Source organism: Psychrobacter celer, assembly GCF_016107555.1.
Taxonomy (GTDB): domain Bacteria; phylum Pseudomonadota; class Gammaproteobacteria; order Pseudomonadales; family Moraxellaceae; genus Psychrobacter; species Psychrobacter celer.
In genome coordinates, this window is the sequence record NZ_JABASU010000014.1 from 58,623 (window position 1) to 77,758 (window position 19,136).

Consider the following 19,136-nt stretch of genomic DNA (forward strand, 5'->3'; position numbering starts at 1 on the left):
TGGTTTTTTTAACTTCGATATAAATGTGGCAACACTATGAATAATGCAATCAAATCTCCTATCGTTGTCGCCTTAGACAATATGACAATGGAAGCGTCGCTTGCGCTGGCTGACAAGCTCGATCCAGCGCTGTGCCGTTTAAAGGTAGGCAAAGAGCTGTTTACGCGCTGTGGCCCTGATATCATCAAAGCCCTACATCAGCGTCAATTTGAGGTGTTTTTAGATCTTAAGTTTCATGATATCCCTAATACTACGGCACAGGCGGTACTCGCGGCAGCTGATTTAGGTGTGTGGATGGTCAATGTGCATGCGAGCGCAGGCTTAGAGGCAATGTCGCTTGCCAAACAGCGCTTGCTGGATAATAACTTAGATACCTTGCTGATTGCGGTCACGGTGCTGACTTCTATGGACAATCAAGCATTGACGCAAACGGGTATTACTGATGGGCTGGATACACAAGTCAGTCGCCTAGCACAGCTGACCAAGCAAGCAGGTCTCGATGGCGTGGTCTGCTCAGCACAAGAAGCTCAGAGCCTAAAGGCGCTATGTGGTCAGGATTTTAAGCTTGTGACGCCTGGTATTCGCCTCGCTGAGGACAATGCTGACGACCAAAAACGCATCTGTACGCCCGCACAAGCGTTACAAGATGGTGCTGACTATCTGGTGATCGGACGTTCTATCACGCAGGCGGCCGACCCAGCGGCCAAGCTGCAGCGGATACTTGAGGGTATCTAGCCTGTGTCAAAAACGAAGAAAAGAGACAGCCTAAGCCGCTGTCTTTTTGCTTTTTGCGGGTAGATAAAAAGGTGCTACACTACTTAAAATTTATGTTGATATCTATGACAAAAAATACGCTATGCTTCTACGCATCGTCTGATTGATTTTTGTCCGTGATGTCCTAAGACACTATTGGAAGATATGAAATTACAGATTTTAAGTGACTTGCATATTGATAGCTATGCGCGTCAGTCGCATCCGATGGGACATATCCCCAAGACTGATGCCGATGTGGTGCTGGTCGCAGGCGATACGGCCAATAGCGACAGCGGTATGCCGTGGTTACAAGCGCAAGCGGCGCGTCTGCAGGTGCCTTTGGTCACCATTGCAGGCAATCATGAATACTTCAATGAAGACGTGCTGCATTTTGATAAAAAGCTGGCCATTTGGGATAACTATGATGCCAAGTCGCAGCAAGGCGTGCGGGTTTTACAGTGTCAACACATCGATATTGGAGACGTACGTATCTTGGGCTGCACCTTATGGACGGATTATCAGTATCAGGCCAATGAAGAAACCATGGCAGCTGCCAAGCGTTTTATGCGTGATTATAAACAAATCTATGCCGGTAGCGATTTGTTTTCCCCTGAGGTGTCCATGCAACTGCATGCTAAGCAGCGTCAATGGCTACAGCAAGCATTAAAAACCGCCCAATCGCTTGGCAAAAAGACCATCGTCATGAGTCATCACAGCATCAGCCCGTTGTCGGTATCTGAAAAATATGCCAATCTACCCAGTAATGCCGCTTTTGTGAGTGACTTGTCAAGCTGGATGCAGGAGGAATGGGCGCCAGCGCTATGGGTGCATGGCCATACCCATGAAGCCTTTGATTATCGTATTGGTCGTACCCGAGTGGTTGTCAATCCACGTGCGTATCCCAACGAAGTCAGTAGTACCGAGATCGCATTTGCTTGGGATAAAGTGATTGAGCTTAATTAGATAGCATACTCTTGCTTGAGATAAAGCACGTAGCAGTGCTGGGTGGTTTTCATTTCGGTTTTGCTTATTTGCAACTGAATTTATATTTTGTTCATTCTTCACAAAAAATCTGCTACGCTTGCTGGCATGAGCAAATACTTCCACAACACTTTATCGAAACTATCTGCAGAAAGGCGTGCCAGTCATACGCCAAGCGCACCCGCGCCGTCGCACCTGCCTGATAGTATGATCTCTTCAGTGAGCCTGTTGCCTGAAGACAAGCGCCTGATTTTATTTACCAGACACTCCCTGCGTGAGCGCTCTGACGGTAACGGCTTTGCCAGTTATCAGTTGCCATTGACTCCTAAAGGTCGCGTCTTGGCCAAGTCTTGGGGGCGCTGGTTGGCAGGTCATCTGCCTTATTCTCTAGACGTGGATAGCATCTCAAGCCCTATCGGCCGCTGTATTGATACCGCGCAGCTTATGCAAGCAGGTGCAGGGTTACAGCGTGACATCATGCACCAGTCGCTGTTGGTAGAGCCTGGTAGCCTTGTCACTGACCCTGAGATTGCCAATCCAGTATTTAAAGAAATCGGCGTGCTCAACTTTATCAATCGTTTTTTACAAGGCAATCTTGCTGGCACCAAAAACGCCTATCAAGGCGGGCTTGATATTTTATCGTTGTTTTATCAGCATCAGCCGCAGCCTGGGCATCTTATGCTGGCGGTCAGTCACGATACGTTGCTTTCAGCATTTTTGGCGGTGATGTTTGATGTGGTAGAGATTGATTGGAATGATTGGCCAAAGATGATGGAAGGGGTGTTTTTGTGGTTTGATGATAAGCCATTTGAACAAGCCAGTGCCCACTTCGTTTGGCGCGGTGAGGTCTATATACGGCCGATTGTGACATTGTTAGAAGGGTACCGCGCAGCAGGGTTTCATCCAAATACATTGCTGTTGCCACCAGAGGTGAAGTGGGACTAAGCTTAGCACAGCCATGGTTTTTTTGTTTATCGCTTTTTATTCTGTGACTGTTTACGGCTGCTTAATGTTTATTTTCTATAGACAAGGCGTTGTGTTTATGGTTTTTGGGCATAAAAAAAACCTTGCCTCAGCATAAGAGCTAATGACAAGGTTTTGATCATCACCCAAACAGAGTGATGCGGTCTAAACGCAACCTATCTTAAGCTTGTAAGCCTTTGATGGTTTTGTTTAGGCGGCTCTTACGACGAGCAGCTTTATTCTTATGAATAATACCTTTGTCAGCCATACGATCAAGAACAGGTACCGCTTTTTTGTAAGCTTCGGTAGCCGCATCATAATCTTTGGCTGCGATAGCCGCATCAACACGTTTTAAGTAAGTACGAACCATAGAGCGTTGTGACGCAGAGTTCTGACGACGTTTGGTGTTTTGACGGGCGCGTTTACGAGCTTGTGCAGTATTAGCCACGCGTATCTCCTTGATAAAGACAGATAAAAATATGAATGTTGATTGCAATAATGGGTTTAACAATCATCGGTGACGAGCAGCCGTCTCGTCAAACATGATGTCGATGTCCAATACTAAAGTATCTAATATCGGTAGTCATCGCAAGCGTCAGAACTGTTTGGAATAATTAAACAGCGTTGACGTGTAAAGCCGGTTATCTTAGCAAATTATTGCGCTTAGGACAATATATTTGATGGTTAATCGGTAAAGAAGTTATGCTATTTTATCAATATTCGGTTTTTTCATGTATCTACTCTCAAAGGTCGTGGCCAGTAAAAGGCTTGACGGATAAAATCTCTTACAATAAATTCGCTATAATACCCTCACCGCTGAGTGATTTTAGGTATGATACGCAAGCGGAAGGTTAAAATAGCGCCCAGATATGCTGGCGGATAAATGGATACGATAAATCAAGAGAATGCTTTGTATAAGAGTGCTCTCATATCTCATACGATACGAATGGACAAGATATGCAGCGAAAAGCAATTGTGATTGGCGCGACAGGATTGGTAGGACAACATCTTGTCAAGCAGCTAAGTGAGCTTTATGACACGTTGATTGTGATTGCACGGCGTCCGCCACGCTATATTAATGCTAGCATGAGGTTTTATCAGGTCAATGATTTTGACAACTTGGCTGAGGTGTTCGCCAGTGTCGGCGCTGATCGCAGCACCGATGCTTTTAGCTGTCTTGGTACGACCAAAAAGCAAGCTGGCAGTGATGAAGCCTTTCATAAAGTGGATCATGACTACAATGTGACGTTTGCTACGCTGTGCCGCGAGAAAGGGGTAGAAAACTTCTTTTTATTGTCTGCGATGAATGCTGATATCGACAGTCGGTTTTTATACAACCGAGTCAAGGCAGAGACCGAGCAATCCATCATGGCGCTAAATTTTGCTCATTTGGTGATTTTTCGGCCGTCGTTGTTGCTCGGTAAGCACAAAGGTCGCCCGCTTGAGAGCCTAAGTCAAAAAGCCTTTAAGCTCGTCTCGCCTTTGGTGCCGGAGTCATTACCCCTGCATCCTATTTCTGCAAAACGTGTCGCTATCGCCATGGCTATGAGCGCCCATGATATCTACGAGCGTAGTAAGTACCGCCGTGAGCCTGCAATTATCACCACAGATATCATCGAAAATAAACAAATGCTGGCAATGACTAAAGTCAAAAAATAGCCTAAGTAAAAAATACTAATCATACTTTTTATACCCTTTAATCCTAGCCAACAACGAACAAGGAGTGTACTCATGTCAAACGCAGCAACAGAGCCTACCATGAACCAAGACAATTTTGTGACTTGTGATTTATTGGATGCCAATCCTGAGTCGCAAGTGTGTCTGCCAAATATCGAAGGCAAGTCGTTTTATAGCTTTGGTGGCAAAGATCGGTTTTGCGGTGAGATTGTGACGGTCAAGTGTTTTGAAGACAACAGCCGTGTCAAGTCATTATTAAACAGCGATGGTAAAGACAATAAGGGCAATGGAAAGGTGCTGGTGGTCGATGGTGGTGGCTCGATGCGCTGTGCGCTGCTCGGCGATATGATTGCTCAGTCGGCGATTGATAATGGTTGGGCTGGGGTCATCGTGTACGGCTGTGTCCGTGATGTCGATGATATGGCACAGATGGATATCGGTGTCATGGCGCTTGGCTGTATCCCGCGTAAATCGACGCGCCGTGACGAAGGCCAAACCGATCTCGAGATTAGCTTTGGGGATTTGACCCTAAATTCAGGCATGTTTGTCTATGCAGATAACAACGGCATTATCGCGAGCGACAAGCCTCTGCTTTAAGCCTAATGCTAAGCCTAGCTCAACCATTAATATAAAATCTCGGCTTAAGCGTCGAGGTTTTTGTGCGTGATGTGCTGAGTGACAAACCGTTACGGCATAAATTTTGGTAATTGAATAAATATTCGTATAATAGCTTTCTGACTCTTAACTTTGATCTTATCCTCTATGCCTATCACTGCTTTGACTGACGCGTTTGACCCTATTAACCAGCAGTTGTTTCCTATCGCTCATGCCGAGCGGCGCTGGCTGACCCCTGTTTATGGTGCGGTCAGTAGTCTATGGCTGGCAAGCTTGATGCAAGCGTTGGTATGGGACGTATCCGAGCGTCTAAAAGTAGTGGTAACGCGCGATCAAAACCAGCTCAATCAGATAGAAACCGAGCTGGCGTTTTGCGGCGTCGATGCCTATGTGTTTCCTGATTGGGAGACGCTGACCTACGATGAGCTGTCCCCGCATCAAGACATCGTCAGCGAGCGTATCAACCTATTGACCGATATGCCCACTAAAGGCGTGCTGCTCATCTCGGTGCAGGCACTCATGCATCGGGTCGCCCCGCCAAGCTGGCTGATAGGGCAGCATTTTGATTTGAGTGTCGGTGATCGATTTGATATCAATACCCAGCGCGAGCTGCTTGCAAAGGCAGGCTACCGTGCGGTCGAAAACGTCTTTGAGCCAGGCGAGTTTGCGGTACGCGGTAGTATTGTCGATATCTTTGCCATGGGGCAGCCATTTCCGCTACGTTTAGACTTGTTTGATGATGAAATCGAAACCATTCGCTTTTTTAATCCGCAGACGCAGCGTACGCTGACCGTCGACGATCTAAAAAACATGATGAGTGGTAACGACAGTAGCATCGGCAAAGAGTCACTATCGCTACTGCATAAACTGCCTGATATCTCAAAACCTATTCAGCAGTTTCAGATACTACCTGCCAAAGAGTTTCCGCTCGATGAAGGGCGTGAGACGTTTCGGACCAACTTTGCAGCGATGTTTCCTAATACCAGCAGTCGCAAGTCTGAGCTGCATAAAGATGTGATGGCGGGTATCGCCAGTAGCGGGCTTGAGTACTATCAGCCATTGTTTTTTGATTTGGATGACTGGCAAGCTGACAGCAGCTTGTTTGCTTATTTGCCAGATGACGCTCTGTTTATCATCGATGAGCGAATCCACGAAACACAAGCGGATTATTGGTCGCAGATTCAGCGCCGTTATGAAGAGCGCAGGCACGATATCGACAAACCTATTGTCGCCCCAGAATTGTTATATTTATTATCAAATACCTTAAACGAGCATCTTAACCACTATCCGCGAGTGATGCTCAGTGCGCATGAGACGCGCGCGGCGATAGACAATGATGCCTCATCGACCGCACAGGCTGCCTCTAATCGGCAAGGGTTGGTCACACTCACGGCGCAACAACCGCCGCAGCTGGCGGTCAATCACCAAAAAGCAGAACCGTTGGCCGATTTGCTAGAGTTTTTGCTACAGCAAGCACAAACAGCGACGCCGGTGCTGATCGTTGCCGAAACAGCAGGGCGCCGTGAGATTTTGATAGAGCTGTTTAAGGGTAAGATAGACACCAAAGCGTATGATAGCTTTGAAGCGTTTTTGGCCGCTGATAAGGTCACAACCCTTAATGATAATAACTTGCCGCAGGTAGGGCTGACGGTGGCGCCTATCGAGCGCGGGGTGTATATTCCTGAGCGTTTGGTGGTGATCAGTGAGACTCAGCTGTTTGGTAGGCAAGTGCTACAAACACGTCGTCGCCGCCAAAGCGGGGTGTCAGAAGAGTTTTTGGTCAAAAGCGTCACAGAGATCACCGAAGGCAGTCCAGTGGTGCATATCGAGCATGGTATCGGCCGCTATAATGGGCTGATTACTTTAGATGTGGGCGATGGTGAGCAAGAATTTATTCATCTAAAATACGCGGACGACGCCAGTATTTATGTACCCGTTGCCAATTTACAAATGATCAGTCGCTACAGCGGCGGTGACCCCGCGCTTGCGCCACTCCATAAAATAGGTAGCGGCAAGTGGGACAAAGCCAAACAAAAAGCGCTGGAGCAAATCCACGATGTCGCCGCTGAGCTGCTCAATATGCAAGCAAGGCGTGAGGCCAAAGTCGGTATTCACTTCAAGATTGACCCTTCACAATACGAGCTGTTTGCCAGTCAGTTTGCCTTTGAAGAGACCGCCGATCAGGCCAATGCTATCCATGCGGTGATGGAGGACATGAGACAAAACCAGCCGATGGATCGCCTCATTTGCGGTGATGTGGGTTTTGGTAAGACAGAAGTGGCGATGCGCGCGGCGTTCATTGCGGTCAGTGCCGGCTATCAAGTGGCGGTATTGGTGCCAACGACGTTGCTGGCAGGTCAGCACGAAGACAATTTCCGCGACCGTTTTGCCGATTGGCCAGTACGTATCGAGACATTATCGCGTTTTGGTGGCAAAAAGCATCAAGAGACGGTATTGGCAGACCTTGCCGCGGGTAAGGTCGATATTGTCATTGGCACGCATAAACTTCTGCAACCTGATGTGAAATTTTCTAATTTAGGCTTGATGATCGTTGATGAAGAGCACCGCTTTGGTGTGCGCCATAAAGAGCGTATCAAAGCCCTTCAGACCGATGTAGATAGTATGTCGATGACAGCGACGCCGATTCCTCGTACGCTTAATATGGCACTATCTGGCATGCGTGATATGTCGATTATCGCCACGCCGCCTGCTCGTCGTCTGGCGATCAAAACCTTTGTTATGCAAAAGACCGATGCCTTGATGAAAGAGGCTATCTTGCGTGAGCTATTACGCGGCGGGCAAGTCTACTTGCTGCATAATGATGTGGCGAGCATTGAGCGCATGGCAGAGACGATACGTGAGCTGGTGCCCGAGGCTAGAGTGGGGGTCGCGCATGGGCAGATGCAAGAGAGCCAGCTTGAGCAGATTATGGAGCAGTTTTATCATAAAAAGTTCAATGTGCTGGTGTGTTCGACCATCATCGAGACCGGTATCGACGTACCAAATGCCAATACCATCATTATTGAGCGCGCGGATAAGTTTGGTCTGGCGCAGCTGCATCAGCTGCGAGGCCGCGTAGGTCGTAGTCATCATCAGGCGTATTGCTACTTGCTCGTGCCATCTATCAAAGGCTTAAAAGGCGATGCCAAGCGCCGTCTGCACGCCATTGAACGCGCCAATACATTGGGTGCAGGCTTTATGCTGGCGAGTGAGGATTTGGAGATTCGCGGGGCAGGTGAGATACTGGGCAAGCAGCAAAGCGGTAACATGCAAGCCATTGGCTTTAGCTTGTATATGGATATGCTAGAGCGTGCGACAAAGGCCATCAAGGCGGGCAAAGAGCCTGATTTGAATACCCCATTGTCACTTACCAGTGAGATCAATCTGCATAGCTCAGCGCTGATACCAGAAGAATACTTGCATGATGTGCATCAGCGTTTGCTATTTTATAAGCGCATCAGTAATGCTGATGATTTTGAGGCGCTCACCGATATCCGTACCGAGATGATTGATCGTTTTGGTACACTGCCAGATCAGACCAAGCATTTATTTGCCATCCATAGACTGCGTATACAGGCCGAGCCATTGAAGATCAACAAAATCGATGCCAATAGTAGCAGCATGACGTTAGAGTTTGCTCCTGATACGCCAGTTGACGCCTTGGCAATTATCCAGCTTATTCAAAAAGATGGACAGCGCTACCGGATGAATGGCGCCTCTGGCATTCGCTATCAAGATGCCAATAAGCTGGCCACGCCGCAGCAACGCGTGACTGTGCTTGAGGAGTTGCTGCGCTACTTTAGCGAGCATATGGTGGCAGAGCTCGCTTAGCGCTTTGAGTGACGCCAGTCATCGTATCAAGCGCCCCATCTACTAGGTAGCAGCACAGTAAAACAGTAGCCAATCTATTAAGGCGCTATTTTATCTACTGGATAACTGATAAAATAGCAGATACTCTGTGTCTGCTCTATGGCCTATAGCGTCCGATAGGTCTTGGTCACCCTTTTTTTTAGTATTTAAGCGTTATCCCCTTCATAACAAGAGAACCGTCATTATGTTCCAACTTCATCATAAACTTGCAGCCGACAGTTTTTTGGTGGGAGATTTCCCATTATCGACCTGCCGTTTAATCAATGATTGTCAGTTTCCTTGGTTGATATTGGTGCCACGTGTCTCTGGTATCAAAGAATTGTATGAGCTGTCTGAGGCCGATCAAGCGCAGTTTTTGCGTGAGTCGAGCTGGTTGTCCAGCCAACTTGCCAAGACTTTTCAGGCTGACAAGATGAACGTGGCTGCGCTGGGCAATCAAGTACCGCAGCTTCATTTTCATCATATCGTTCGTTATCAAAACGATATGCAGTGGCCCAACCCAGTGTGGGGCGTGCCTGCTGTACCTTACACCAAAGAAGTACTGGCGCAGATGCAGCAAACTTTGATGATGGCGCTGCGTGGTCATCATCAAATGCCGTTTGATTGGCAGATGCAATAGGTCTTTTAGCAATCAGCCTTTGGTAATGAACGGTTAAATACGCATGGGCGTGAGTGTTCGTCTGTAAGCATAGCTCTCTGTGTTAATGAGTTTATTGTACGGCTTTACGAAAATATTTTACGTTTGTCTGTCAGTCGTTATATTAGAGTGTAAGTTGGCTAAATGGATATAGCCAGCTTGTCAGCTTAGTGTCTTTGCTGCGTCACATCAGAGTAGATGCGGTGCGAAGTGCTGACACCTTCAATTTTAAATCAGGATTGTTTGATTTAAAATTTCACTCTATGTTAAGGACAACAAATGGTTACTTCCTCTATCTCACCACCCTCGTCACGACGACCTACTATGTTGTTTCTCTCGATTTGTACCGCGTTGCTGGGTATGACGGCCTGTGAAACAGACTCTACTGAGCCTACCGCCATGTCGCCGGCGGCGACACAAACCATCACGACTGATGCTGATCCATCTAACCGCTCTATTACGTCACACTTTAGCGCCAGCGCTGCTGCTAAATCGGTCGCGCCCCGTTATCTCATTGGTACTGGTAAAGCCGATATCACAGGAGCTGCGGCCGAAACGGGCATGTTTGGCTATGCTGCAGGTCAGGTGGTGCAGGGTATCAATGATCGTCTATATTCTCATGCTTTTATTGTCGGCGAAGCGGATAGCAATGCAGGCAACCGAGTTGTCTATGTCTCAGCGGATATGGGCGCGATGTTTAACGCGGTCAAGCTTGAGGTCATCAAACGCTTACAAGCAGATTTTGGCGACTTGTATAACGACGATAACGTGATGCTTGCCACCACGCATACTCACGTGGGAAATGCTGGCTACTCGCATCAGCAGCTGTATCAAATCGCCAGCACGGACGACACACTAGCGGGCTATAGTCAGCAAAACTTCAACGCTATCGTCGGCGGAATAGTCACTTCGATGTTACCAAAGCGGGGAAGTCGCTACGGCGGTATTTCGCGCAGCGCACCCCAAAAATAACCTACGTACCGAAGACAGCTTTCTTAAGGTGCAGCGTTACCAAGATGGTCAATGGATTGACTATTTAAGCGATAGCGACTTTGAGACCACCTACACGTGGCAACGAGAAGGAGCGGCCTATAGCAAAGCGATTATCGATTGGCGCATCAGTACCGATACGCCAGCAGGGACATATCGACTGACCCATGCTGGCGACTGGAAAAGCGGTTGGACAGGCAAGATTAAGCCTTACTCTGGTGCTTCAAGCAGCTTTAGGGTGCAGTAAGACAGCCAAGTACCAAGTAAGGCTATAAACTTGCTTATTATGGCTTGCTCATTAAGTGACCAACGGTAGGGTTTTGCGTATCAGTAACGTAGGTTTTATAAAAATGAAAACGTATAATAGTCTTTCAGCTTGCCTTATACCAAACCTAAAGTGTCATCGGTGCTGGCGAGGTGTGGTAGTCGGCTAAGGGTTTGTCTGCCTGTTGCTTGGGTTTTGAAAATAGTATGCTCATAATGACATTAACTGTCATTGTGTTATCTTTCTTCTCCTAATATTTATCGATCGTCTGCTTTATTAAGTGAACACTTCATATGCTTCTTTTAGATACGTTGAGACCGAAATTTTCATCGCAGACGAATGGTATCTATCGATTCGACTATCCAGAAGTGTTTGTCTTGATCCTAACGGTTGTGCTTCTTGCCCTGCATTTTGACTTTAGTGCCACCTCGATGGCACTGCTGATCGTCGTTAGCCTGCCAAGCTTGCTGATTTTGATATATAACTATCGCCGTCAGACCAGTTTTTGGACCTCCAATATCGTCATTATTTTGCTGTCTGCAGTCATAGGTTCGATACAGCTGTGCACGGTCATGTCGATCAGTCTGGCAGCTTTGATTGCGCTACGTATTATTATTAGTAGTCCTGAAAACCAAATTAGACTGGTCATTGTCTCGATAGTGACTGTGATTGTTTTTTATTATGTCAGCGTGATTTTAAACAGCACGCAGATGGACTGCCATGACAGTTGGCTGACGCCAGTGGTGCTACTGTCCAGTATGGCGGTGATGCTGTGTCAGTTTCGCTATGTGTATCAAAAGTACACGGGTCACCAACAGCGCGCGCAGCAAGCGGTAGGGCGTTTGAGTACCATGGTTTCAGTCATCAATAAGCTGACCCGTTTTGTGCCACCGCAGATTTGGGAGCCAATTGTAAAAAAAGATGCGCCCGTTAGTGTGTCAAACAAACGTGCTAAGCTGACGATTATGTTTTCGGACATTGTGGGTTTTACAGAGCTGTCTGATAGTTTAAGCTCGGACAATCTGGCAGATATTTTAAATACCTATATGCACTGCATGACGGTCATCGCCAATAAGCATGGCGCTGTGCTTGATAAGTTCGTCGGCGATGGGATGGTGTGTTTTTTTGGAGAGCCTAGCAGTCAAGGTGCGCGTCAAGATGCGCTTGACTGTGTGGCAATGGCGCTAGACATGCGCCGTGAGATGCGTACCCTGAGGCATAAGTGGCGGCTAATGGGTTTTGCAGGGCTGTATATACGCGTTGGTATCACGACAGGCTATTGTCATGTCGGCAACTTTGGTAGCAATAATCGCTTGAGCTATACATTGATTGGCAAAGAGGCCAATCTCGCGGCGCGGCTGGAGAGTAGCGCGGGCAAAGATGAGATACTCGTCAGCGAAAGTACTTATGATTATGTTTGCCACAATTATGAATGTCAGCATGCAGGTGCGTTTCAGCTAAAAGGCTTCGACGAAAAAGTCAATGCTTGGCAAGTCCTCGATCCTGATGCCAATAAAGGTCAGCTATCAAAATGGGTGGACCATACATTACCAGGATTTAATTTGCATCTAAATTTCAAAGACATGAAAGATCAAGACTATCAAGACATCCGAGAGCGTCTAAACCTCGCTCTCGAGCGTATCGAACAAGAGCAAGAAAAAGTAGCAAATGCTATTGCAGCAGAGAGCCAGCGTCATAACGATCAATAGCGACTCTTTTACTGATTTGACATCTGTATGACTATATTTAATATGTCAGCTCGTCCGTGAGCAGACAAAAACGCCAACCATGATACGCAGTCATCGTTGGCGTTTTATGATGGCTTTGACTATATGTTATTAGTGGTATGTTATCAGTGGTTTTCTTTAGCATGGTTAAGCGTGTATTTGGGAATCTCGATGGTCAAGTCGTCGTCTTCTAGCATCACCTGACAAGACAAACGTGAGTCTGGCTCCAGCCCCCAAGCACGGTCTAAAAGATCCGCTTCGATATCGTCCATCTCATCTAGGCTATTAAATCCTTTACGCACCACCACATGACAGGTGGTACAGGCTTTTGACATCTCACACGCGTGCTCTATCTTAATACCTTTTTCTAGTAGGGCTTTGCATAGGTTCTGGCCAGCTTCTAGCTCGACTTCAGTGCCTTCGGGGCAAATCTCATGATGAGGTAATACGGTAATCTTTGGCATAAATTATCTGTCCGGTGCTAATCAATTAAAAAATAAAAACTCAAAAATATATCAGGTCTTTTACACGTCATCACATCTATTATGGCTAAGCCGTATCTAGATAAATTCTATACGCGTTTTTACCAATCTTGAGCGCTGGTACCTGCCATGCTGGCCTTGACGCTTTGATTCATAATACGAGCAGCAAATGCATCGCTATGCGGTTTGAGCTTGGCTTGTTCGGCTTCAATGAGAGTTAGATCATCGGTGCTTAGTGCCGTTTGTAGTGCTTGTGTTTGCTGCGTTAGAGCTTGCTGTTCATCAGAGTTCAATAAGGCTGCAAACTCTTGCAGCGCAGACTGTAGCGCCAATACTTCGCGTTCTGCTTCTACTTTGGTCTCGATTAAAGAGCGTGCATTTTTATCTTCTTCAGCGTATTGGAACCCCGCCATAAGCAATTGTTCTTTTTGCTCATCTGACAAGCCATAAGAAGGCACAATCTCAATTTTGCTTTCTGTCTTGGTGGTGGTTTCTTGCGCGCTGACTGTCAATTGACCATTGGCATCAATGCTAAAGGTGACCTCGATACGGGCGAAGCCTGCTTTCATCGGCGGGATACCATATAATTCAAAACGTCCAAGCGAACGGCAGTTTTCGACAGTTTCGCGCTCGCCTTGAACCACATGAATCACCATGCCTGTCTGACCGTCCTGATAGGTGGTAAATACTTGGCGTTTTTTGACAGGGATAGGGGTATTACGTGGGATAAGTACTTCAACTAGGCCGCCCATGGTCTCAAGACCGAGTGACAAAGGAGTGACATCTAATAACAAAAGTGTGTTGTCGCTATCGCCATTGACCAGCTGATGCGCTGTTTGTGCAGCTCCTAGAGCGACGACTTCATCTGGGTTTAAGCGGCAAAGTGGCTGCTTGGCAAAAAACGTGCTCACCACTTGTTGCACAGCTGGCATACGGGTTGAGCCGCCCACCAAGATGACTTCATCTAAATCGTCAATAGATAGCTTGGCATCGCGTAAAACCTGCTCGCAGACGCTAAGCGTACGGCGGTTGACAGGCTCGGCAATGGTCAACAAATCGTCACGGCGTAAGGTGCCTTGATAAGAGTGGCCGTTGACCGTAATGTCGATAGCGACCTGCTCGGCGTCCGTCAAAGCTTGCTTATATGCTTTGGCTCGCTGGGCAAGGATTGACTTGTCGTGCCGACTGACGTCTTTTGGGTCGATACCTAATTGTTTGATCAACCAGTTGGTCAGCAAGCGGTCGATATCATCACCGCCTAACGCACTGTTGCCGCCAGTTGCTAAGACTTCAAAAACCCCATCAGTGAGCTTTAAGATAGAGACATCAAAGGTACCGCCGCCCAAATCATAAATTAAGTAATGGCTTTGCGTGTTATCTTTAGTAGGCTTATCAAGGCCGTAGGCGACAGCGGCTGCTGTGGGCTCATTTAACAGACGAAGCACATTGATACCAGCAGCCTGTGCGGCATCCTTGGTCGCTTGGCGCTGCGCCTCATCAAAATAAGCGGGAACAGTGATCACCGCCCCTTCGATGCTGTCGGCAGGTAATGCGCTTGCGGCGCGCTGCTCGAGGGCGGCTAGAATACGTGCTGAGACTTCGACAGGGGATACCTTACCTTGGGCGGTGACAAAAGCTGGCATGTCGTCTGCATTACCACTTAACTCATAAGGATGAGAGAACTTAATATCCGCTTGACTACGACCCATAAAGCGCTTGGCAGATACGATGGTGTTTTTTGGGTCATCGGCCAAATGCGCTAAGGCATCATATCCTACCATGGGTTTGCCAGTGCTGGGGTAGTAGACGACAGAGGGCATCAACGTATCGTTGTCAGCGCCTGCCTCTAAGACTTGCGCTTTGCCTGAGCGTACGACTGCGACCAGTGAGCGTGTGGTGCCAAGGTCGATACCTAGACCAAAACGATGCTGATGAGGTTGGGCACTTTGATTGGGTTCGGCAATTTGCAATAAAGACATAAAATCACTCAAAGATAAAATAAATAAAGGAAATGGCGCAATTATGATGACGAATTGCGCTGACGAATGATGATAAATATCAATCTTTAAATTTACATATTGAAGGTATGTTTATCTAGACACCCTAAACATATAAATCATCGTCATCAGAGTGCTCAGTACTGGCGACTTCATCGAGACCAGTCGTCACATCGGCATTGAGTTTTACCAAAAACTTAAGCTTTTGGGTGGCATCAATCGCGGTCTGCCAGTCTTGCTTTTGATAGGCACTGCTAAAGCGCTCAGACTGTTTGCTCAGACGAGTGGTAATCTGGGGCTGTAGCTGCGCAAGCGTTGTCCGATCCTTATCTTCGATCGCTTCATCTAGATCGATACGCATCTGCATGGCGTCTTCTAAGAAATCTAAATCGGCAATTGAGTGCTCAAGATTATGAGCCTGATTTGCCATCTCTAATAGGTAGCCGGCGCGGCTATCAGGAGCCTTTAAGGTTTGGTATGCTTGATTTATCAGTGCTGAAGCTTGCTCTGATTGCTGTTTGGCCTCCGTCACACTCGTCACGTCTTTTGTGCTATCTACCATCAGATTGTCAGGGTGATAGCGTTTTTGTAGTAGACGTAACTGCTGATCCAGACGGGCCTGATCAATCTCAAACTGAGCGGGCTGCTCAAATAGAGAAAAAAAGTTATCAAATTGTGCTTCTGCGGTGATGTCTGTCATATCATACGCCTTGCTTTTATTTATTATAAAGTGTCTGAGATACCAGTGCTTATCATAACCAGTGGGCTATCAAGCGCCAGATTGGGTGATGTATAGCCTACCAACTGAATAATAGAAATGTTGCAAACGACATTTTTTATCAAAATACAACATGCTTAAAGGCCAGTAGGCCTCAGTCATAATGATGGCCAATGGGCCAATGGCTAAGGGTGGGCAACTTTAAACAGTAAACGACTCACCGCAACCACACTCGCCTTTTTGGTTGGGGTTGGTGAACTTAAAGCCTTCGTTCAAGCCTTCTTTTTCATAATCCATCAATAAGCCGTCTAAATAGACCAAGCTTTTCGGATCGATAAAGATGCTCACACCGCGGCTTTCATAACGTGTGTCATTGTCATCAGGGGTGTCTACAAACTCTAGGACATAAGCCAAGCCTGAACAGCCTGCGGTACGAATGCCCACACGGATACCTTCGCCTTTGCCGCGGTTGTCCAAAAACTCTCGAACATGCTGGGCGGCGCGTTCTGTCATTTCAATCATGCCAACTCCCATTGACTATCAATAATAAAGATATCTTTCAATATGATGTCATCGACCATAAAATCAATGACGGCTATTAATAACGAATATGAGACTAGTAGCAAATCTACCAGACTTATGTGTTTGCGCCAGTTAGAAAATAAAAGGTGACAATTACAGTAGCGTTATTGTCACCTTTATGGCGTCAGTAGCAATCCATTAGAGTTCTACTGACGCCTTGCTAATAAAACAGTGCATACGCCAGTAAGCTTAGCTGGTCGCTTCTTCAGCGGTACCATGCTTGCCTTTATAGTCGCTAATAGCGGCTTTGATGGCGTCTTCTGCGAGTACAGAGCAATGCACTTTTACAGGTGGCAAAGCCAACTCTTCAGCGATGTCCATATTTTTAATCTCGCCAGCTTGGTCCAAGCTTTTGCCTTTTAGCCACTCGGTGACAAGTGAGCTTGAGGCAATCGCTGAGCCGCAGCCGTACGTTTTAAAACGTGCATCTTCGATGATACCGTTATCATCTACTTGGATCTGTAGGCGCATCACATCGCCACACGCTGGGGCACCGACCATACCTGTACCAACGTTTTTGGCGTTTTTGTCAAGATTGCCGACGTTGCGTGGGTTTTCGTAATGATCAATAACTTGGTCACTATAGGCCATGGGGTTTTCTCCTAGTTAGGGGATGAGCGATAGATTGTTTACTATGTATCCGTCGCTCATCGATAATTGGGGTCAAACGCTTACTGTAATTGTCTGATAAATCGTTTTATAAATATTTAAAACAAAGCGCGCAAAGGCGATTTGTTTGGCAAATGTTAGTGCTCAGCCCATTCCACTGAATCTAAGTCCACACCTTCTTGATACATATCCCAAAGTGGTGATAGGGCGCGCAGTTTCTCAACCGCTTCGTGCATTTGTTTGATGACACGGTCGATGTCTTCTTCGGTAGTATAACGGCCAAAGCTGAAGCGGATTGAGCTGTGAGCCAACTCATCTGGACGACCAATAGCACGTAATACATATGATGGCTCAAGCGTAGCAGACGTACAGGCCGAGCCTGATGAAACAGCTAAGTCTTTTAGCGACATTATCAATGACTCGCCTTCAACAAAGTTAAAGCTAATGTTTACAATGTTTGGCACGCTATTCTCAAGATCACCATTTAGGTAGATTTCTTCGATGTCTTGCAGGCCATCCCATAGTTTTTGGCGGAGCTTGGCAACGTGAGCATGATCCTCTTCAAAGCGCTCATTGGCTAGGGCAAATGCCGCTCCTAAACCTACGATTTGATGCGTCGGTAATGTACCTGAGCGCATACCACGCTCATGACCACCACCATGCTGCTCAGCTTTTAGGCGAATGCGCGGCTTACGGCGGACAAACAATGCACCAATCCCTTTAGGGCCATAGACTTTGTGTCCTGAGAAACTCATCAAATCAATTTTCATTTCTTCAAGATTGATTTTTACTTTACCGACAGACTGCGCGCCATCGACATGGAAAACCACGCCAGCGTCACGAGTGATTTCACCAATCGCTGCGACATCGGTGATGGTACCAAGCTCATTGTTTACCATCATCAGTGATACCAAAATCGTATCGTCACGTAATGCGTCTTTTACTTGCTCTGGCAAAATAAGCCCCGTACCGGCTTGTGGCTCTAAGTAAGTAATCTCAAAACCTTCTTGCTCAAGCTCACGGCAGGTATCTAAAACTGCTTTGTGCTCAATTTTACTGGTAATGATGTGCTTGCCGCGCGATTGATAAAAATGCGCCGCGCCTTTGATGGCAAGGTTGTCGGATTCAGTCGCACCAGAGGTAAAGACGATTTCACGCGGATCAGCGTTGATGACTTCAGCTACTTGCTGACGCGCGGTTTCTACGGCTTCTTCTGCTTGCCAGCCGTAGCCGTGCGAGCGCGAGGCTGGGTTACCAAAGATGCCATCTACAGTCAGATACTTGCTCATCTTAGCAGCTACTGATTTAGCAACTGGCGTGGTGGCGGCATAATCTAAATATATAAGGTTGTTATGTTGGCTCATGCTGGGTTTGCCTCGCTGTTCGATAGGGTAATGGTATTAATGTCTTTTATAGAAACTTCTTTGGTAGAGGTGTGCTGTCGCTCTGAGACGGACTGCACATTTTCCATATCTAATAATTGCGCTAATGTTATGTTTTTCAAGTACTGCTCGATATGATTGGACAATGCACACCATAGATCATGGGTTAAGCACATTGTACCACCTTGGCAGTCGCCACGTCCTTCACACTGCATCGCATTAACCGACTCATCAACCGCAGATATGATGCTCATCACATCTATCTCGTTTAGCGGTTTGGCTAAGTAATAACCACCAGCGGCACCACGTATACTGGTGACAAGCCCACCTTTGCGTAGTTTGGAAAATAACTGTTCGAGATAAGAGATAGATATTGATTGCCGTTTAGCGATATCAGATAAGGATACCGCACTGTCTTGCTGGCTGGTTTGTAGCGCCAAATCTAGCAACGCGGTCACGGCGTATCTGCCTCGAGTAGTCAAACGCATGTGTTATCTCCAAACTTATATATCATTTTTATTTAACAACGATCTTAGTAAGAGACTCTCTACCAAAGCGAAAGATAAAAAAGGCAAAACCTCTGCCAGGCTCAAATAAAAGTCATCTGCTAAGTGGTGGTGTCTTATCGTCGTTAAACAACAGATGGTCAACCCGATGTGTGCAACGATTAAGCCAATTATACTTAATCCTGAGTAATTTAGTCAAGATTAAAGTATGGTTGAATGGTTAATCAAGCTGATGGCTATGATTGATAAAAACAATGATGTATAAAAGCAATGATGGATAATAATCAAGAGTAAAAACAAATGAGGAGTAAATATATAGTGGGTGCAGGTGTAATGGACAAAATTCATGCTAAAAAGTAGGTGGTAGTCGCTAATGGACATA

General features: G+C 46.7%; 17 protein-coding genes and 1 pseudogene. 10 read left to right on the forward strand and 8 right to left on the reverse strand.

Features of this window, described 5'->3' with window-relative positions; all coding sequences use genetic code 11:
• Positions 1-36 precede the first annotated feature (36 nt).
• From pyrF to JFC05_RS08005, 3 genes are all read left to right on the forward strand, one after another.
• A complete protein-coding gene (gene pyrF / locus JFC05_RS07995; protein WP_198336492.1) occupies positions 37-735 on the forward strand; it encodes an orotidine-5'-phosphate decarboxylase in 699 nt (232 codons plus the stop codon).
• A 183-nt stretch (positions 736-918) separates the two neighbouring features.
• Positions 919-1,716 carry a metallophosphoesterase gene (locus JFC05_RS08000; RefSeq protein WP_198336493.1) on the forward strand — a complete coding sequence of 266 codons (798 nt, stop codon included), beginning with the start codon at positions 919-921 and terminating at the stop codon, positions 1,714-1,716.
• A gap of 126 nt (positions 1,717-1,842) precedes the next feature.
• A complete protein-coding gene (locus JFC05_RS08005) occupies positions 1,843-2,679 on the forward strand; it encodes a histidine phosphatase family protein (RefSeq protein ID WP_198336506.1) in 837 nt (278 codons plus the stop codon).
• Between the two features lie 199 nt (positions 2,680-2,878).
• On the opposite strand, the gene rpsT is transcribed toward JFC05_RS08005, so the two are convergent.
• Positions 2,879-3,145 carry a 30S ribosomal protein S20 gene (gene rpsT / locus JFC05_RS08010; RefSeq protein WP_010200097.1) on the reverse strand — a complete coding sequence of 89 codons (267 nt, stop codon included), beginning with the start codon at positions 3,143-3,145 and terminating at the stop codon, positions 2,879-2,881.
• Between the two features lie 509 nt (positions 3,146-3,654).
• Here rpsT and JFC05_RS08015 point away from each other — a divergent pair.
• From JFC05_RS08015 to JFC05_RS08040, 7 genes and pseudogenes are all read left to right on the forward strand, one after another.
• The gene (locus tag JFC05_RS08015) at positions 3,655-4,356 is read left to right on the forward strand and encodes an NAD-dependent epimerase/dehydratase family protein (protein ID WP_198336494.1); all 702 of its coding nucleotides are present in this window, start codon (positions 3,655-3,657) and stop codon (positions 4,354-4,356) included.
• A 99-nt stretch (positions 4,357-4,455) separates the two neighbouring features.
• The gene (rraA, locus tag JFC05_RS08020; protein ID WP_075100779.1) at positions 4,456-4,971 is read left to right on the forward strand and encodes a ribonuclease E activity regulator RraA; all 516 of its coding nucleotides are present in this window, start codon (positions 4,456-4,458) and stop codon (positions 4,969-4,971) included.
• A 165-nt stretch (positions 4,972-5,136) separates the two neighbouring features.
• Positions 5,137-8,820, forward strand: a complete 3,684-nt coding sequence (mfd, locus tag JFC05_RS08025; RefSeq protein WP_198336495.1) for a transcription-repair coupling factor — start codon at positions 5,137-5,139, stop codon at positions 8,818-8,820.
• Between the two features lie 223 nt (positions 8,821-9,043).
• Entirely contained in the window at positions 9,044-9,478 is a 435-nt protein-coding gene (locus JFC05_RS08030) for an HIT domain-containing protein (RefSeq protein WP_075100708.1), read from the forward strand.
• Between the two features lie 297 nt (positions 9,479-9,775).
• Positions 9,776-10,468, forward strand: a complete 693-nt coding sequence (locus tag JFC05_RS08035; protein WP_227697472.1) for a neutral/alkaline non-lysosomal ceramidase N-terminal domain-containing protein — start codon at positions 9,776-9,778, stop codon at positions 10,466-10,468.
• Between the two features lie 4 nt (positions 10,469-10,472).
• A pseudogene (locus tag JFC05_RS12780) lies at positions 10,473-10,733 on the forward strand (neutral/alkaline non-lysosomal ceramidase C-terminal domain-containing protein); the annotation flags it as partial.
• A 329-nt stretch (positions 10,734-11,062) separates the two neighbouring features.
• Complete coding sequence (locus JFC05_RS08040) at positions 11,063-12,460, forward strand: adenylate/guanylate cyclase domain-containing protein (protein ID WP_227697473.1); 1,398 nt, start codon at positions 11,063-11,065, stop codon at positions 12,458-12,460.
• Between the two features lie 143 nt (positions 12,461-12,603).
• On the opposite strand, the gene fdx is transcribed toward JFC05_RS08040, so the two are convergent.
• The 7 genes from fdx to JFC05_RS08075 form a co-directional block, all read right to left on the reverse strand.
• Entirely contained in the window at positions 12,604-12,942 is a 339-nt protein-coding gene (gene fdx, locus JFC05_RS08045) for an ISC system 2Fe-2S type ferredoxin (protein WP_075100710.1), read from the reverse strand.
• 119 nt (positions 12,943-13,061) lie between these two features.
• Positions 13,062-14,939 (reverse strand): Fe-S protein assembly chaperone HscA, encoded by a 1,878-nt coding sequence (gene hscA, locus JFC05_RS08050; protein WP_198336497.1) that lies wholly within the window; start codon positions 14,937-14,939, stop codon positions 13,062-13,064.
• A 124-nt stretch (positions 14,940-15,063) separates the two neighbouring features.
• Complete coding sequence (gene hscB / locus JFC05_RS08055; protein ID WP_198336498.1) at positions 15,064-15,657, reverse strand: Fe-S protein assembly co-chaperone HscB; 594 nt, start codon at positions 15,655-15,657, stop codon at positions 15,064-15,066.
• A 219-nt stretch (positions 15,658-15,876) separates the two neighbouring features.
• Positions 15,877-16,197 carry an iron-sulfur cluster assembly protein IscA gene (gene iscA, locus JFC05_RS08060; protein ID WP_075100713.1) on the reverse strand — a complete coding sequence of 107 codons (321 nt, stop codon included), beginning with the start codon at positions 16,195-16,197 and terminating at the stop codon, positions 15,877-15,879.
• 249 nt (positions 16,198-16,446) lie between these two features.
• Positions 16,447-16,848 carry a Fe-S cluster assembly scaffold IscU gene (iscU, locus tag JFC05_RS08065; RefSeq protein WP_100749875.1) on the reverse strand — a complete coding sequence of 134 codons (402 nt, stop codon included), beginning with the start codon at positions 16,846-16,848 and terminating at the stop codon, positions 16,447-16,449.
• Between the two features lie 155 nt (positions 16,849-17,003).
• On the reverse strand, positions 17,004-18,230 hold the full coding sequence (locus JFC05_RS08070) for an IscS subfamily cysteine desulfurase (RefSeq protein WP_198336499.1): 1,227 nt from the start codon (positions 18,228-18,230) through the stop codon (positions 17,004-17,006).
• Positions 18,227-18,736 carry an Rrf2 family transcriptional regulator gene (locus tag JFC05_RS08075; RefSeq protein WP_105243805.1) on the reverse strand — a complete coding sequence of 170 codons (510 nt, stop codon included), beginning with the start codon at positions 18,734-18,736 and terminating at the stop codon, positions 18,227-18,229. Before JFC05_RS08075 ends, JFC05_RS08070 begins: the two co-directional genes overlap by 4 nt.
• Positions 18,737-19,136: the final 400 nt, after the last annotated feature.